Annotated in this window: 3 protein-coding genes; all 3 read right to left on the reverse strand. The window is 24.8% G+C overall.

What is annotated here, in order from left to right; genetic code table 11:
• Nucleotides 1-102: 102 nt before the first annotated feature.
• Nucleotides 103-1,062, reverse strand: coding sequence for a magnesium transporter CorA family protein (locus VLM92_RS01695; protein ID WP_325274624.1), 960 nt, complete (start codon nt 1,060-1,062; stop codon nt 103-105).
• A gap of 150 nt (nt 1,063-1,212) precedes the next feature.
• Entirely contained in the window at nt 1,213-1,866 is a 654-nt protein-coding gene (locus VLM92_RS01700; RefSeq protein WP_325274625.1) for an HD domain-containing protein, read from the reverse strand.
• Nucleotides 1,867-1,908: 42 nt separating this feature from the next.
• Nucleotides 1,909-2,469 carry an NUDIX hydrolase gene (locus VLM92_RS01705; protein ID WP_325274626.1) on the reverse strand — a complete coding sequence of 187 codons (561 nt, stop codon included), beginning with the start codon at nt 2,467-2,469 and terminating at the stop codon, nt 1,909-1,911.
• Between the last annotated feature and the right edge of the window lie 239 nt (nt 2,470-2,708).

The raw sequence follows: 2,708 nt of genomic DNA on the forward strand, positions 1-2,708 counted from the left end.
TTTTGAAAATTTCTATTTTTTTTATTAATTGTATTTTCAAATATAGCTCAGATTATAAATTCCTTGTATCTAAAAGAAAACTTTTCAATAAGCTCTTTATAATTAAAGTAATTTTTTGATTTTAAATATAATAACTCCAACTATTATTATAAAAATCATAACCCCTAAGGTTAATGGATAACCATAATACCATTCAAGTTCTGGCATAACCTTAAAGTTCATTCCATAAATACCTGTTATAATAGTTAAAGGTGCTGCAATACCTGTAAGTACAGTAAGTTTTGTTATTAAAGTATTTGTTTTTTCTGTTATTTGAGAAGAATAAATATCTAGTAGTTTGTCAGCTAATTCACGTGTCGAAATAGCAAAACTATATAACTTGTCTATACCAAAGTCTATACCTTGCAGATTATCTAACTTATACTCTTTAACATCTGAATATTTTAAGTATCTTATATTTTCTTTAAGTATTCTATCACCTATATATAAAAGAGGCCTCGTATTTTTGACTACAGTTCTAGTTATACCTCTTATATAGTTTATTTTTAATACCTGATCATCTGCAACACCTTCTAAGATTTCATCTTCTAACTTTAAAATTATATCTTCTACCTTTTCTAAACTTTCAAATTCATGAATTATAATGTTTTTAAATATTAAATAATTAATTTTAAAAAGACTTACTACACTAGAAGTATTTTCCATACTAATCTCATTCATTATCATATCTTTTACAAACTTAAACAAGAAGTGATTTTCATTGCAAACAACTAGTATAAAGTTATCTGATAAATAAATATTTACTTCTTCAATCTGAGCTTTATTATCTACAAGTTCAAACGTATTTACACTTAAAAAATCATAATTATCAAATAAATCTAATTTTATATTTTCATCAAATTTAAGGCACTCCTTAAATGTGATTTCATCTATATATAAGATATCTTTAAGGAGATTTAATTCGTTAGAAGAACTTAAAATAAGATAAGAGTCTTTTTTATTATAAAAGTTATTTTTAAAGATATCTTGTTTTTCTCTCGTTTCTAAATTTAAAATATGCATTTTATCACCTTAAAATATTATTTGTTTAAATTAATATTAAAATTCACAATTTCTGTTAATATATAAAATTTAATATATATTTGAATTCATGAGGAATGATGATTGAGGACACAAAAAAAGAGCATTTCAGCTCTTTTATATACCCTAATTTTACTTTGAACCAAAATTCCATTCATAGTAAAATTCATCTAAGAATTGTTTCATAAACTTATGTCTTCTAATTGCAATTTCTTTAGCAGTTTCAGTATTCATTAAGTCCTTTAATTTAAGAAGCTTCTCATAAAAATGATTTATGGTGTGATTTTTAACATTCTTAACTTCTTCTAATGATTCAAATTCCATAGGTTTAATACTTGGATCATACATCTGACTATTTTTATACCCACCATAAGCAAATGTTCTAGCTACTCCAATAGCACCTATAGCATCTAATCTATCTGCATCTTGGACTACCATACCTTCTAAAGTACATTGTGAAGAATCCACTATACCACCTTTAAATGACATAGTCTTTATTATATTGATTATGTTACCTATATCCTCTTTATCTACATTAACCGATTTTAAAAACTCTTCTGTTACATATGTATTCGTTTCATTTCCTTTTGAAAATTTCCAATCGTCTATATCATGAAGTAGAGCAGTCATCTCTACAATAAAATTATTAGCATTTTCTTTAGAAGCTAAAAACTTAGACATATTATAGACTCTTTCTATATGCCACCAATCGTGTCCACTTCCCTCACCATATAGTTTCTCTTTTACAAATTCTTTTGTTTTTTTAATAATTGAACTTTTGTCCATTTAGCTTCCTCCTATATTAAGAACATCCTAATTTTTCTACTATTATAATGTATTCATTTTTTCTATAAATTTTTGATATAACTTTTGCATATGTGATTCATTTTTAACATACCTATTTATTTCATGAATAGGTATCCACATAACGCCACTATTTTCGTCCTCTTTAACTATTAGCGCTTCATCTTCATTAGCTTCTACTAAATATGCTACTGACAAATGAAGATGAGGTGCAACATACTTTCCTCTTTTCATATGACTCTTTACATTTAATACATCTAGTGAAAATATTCCATCTCCCAGTATTTTGATGTCAGTTACGCCTGTTTCTTCTTCTAATTCTTTTATAGCAACTTTCAAGAAATCATCATCACCATCATTGTGTCCACCCATCCATGACCAAGTATTGTATATATTGTGATGTACCATAAGTACTTTGTCTTTAGATTTATTTACTACAAATGTAGATGATGTTATATGTGCTAATTCATTTTTTCTAGTTAATACATCATCAAATATATTTATACATTTAATTATTATCTCTTTATCTTTTGTTTCTTGTTCATTAAATGGTTTATAATCCTTTATTGAATTAATCCACTTCATAATTTTTCTCCCTTTTACTATACAGATTTTATATTTATTTTACCATATTTTAAACTAAAAAATATATGAATTTTATATTTATAAAGAACAATATTTATATATAAATCATATATTATAACAAGATTTCTAAAATCTTTATATGGAGTTGATAATATGTATGAATACGCTTTAACGTTTTTATATAAATATGTTGAAATTTACACATATTTATCTCAAGAAAAATTATACGGAGAAATTAT

Origin of the sequence: Romboutsia sp., from assembly GCF_035470145.1 — a bacterium.
GTDB lineage: Bacteria > Bacillota > Clostridia > Peptostreptococcales > Peptostreptococcaceae > Romboutsia_D.

Coding starts and splice junctions, on each gene's coding strand:
- VLM92_RS01705 (WP_325274626.1), bottom strand. CDS start 2,469: ATGAAGTGGATTAATTCAATAAAGGATTATAAACCATTTAATGAACAA.
- VLM92_RS01695 (WP_325274624.1), bottom strand. CDS start 1,062: ATGCATATTTTAAATTTAGAAACGAGAGAAAAACAAGATATCTTTAAA.
- VLM92_RS01700 (WP_325274625.1), bottom strand. CDS start 1,866: ATGGACAAAAGTTCAATTATTAAAAAAACAAAAGAATTTGTAAAAGAG.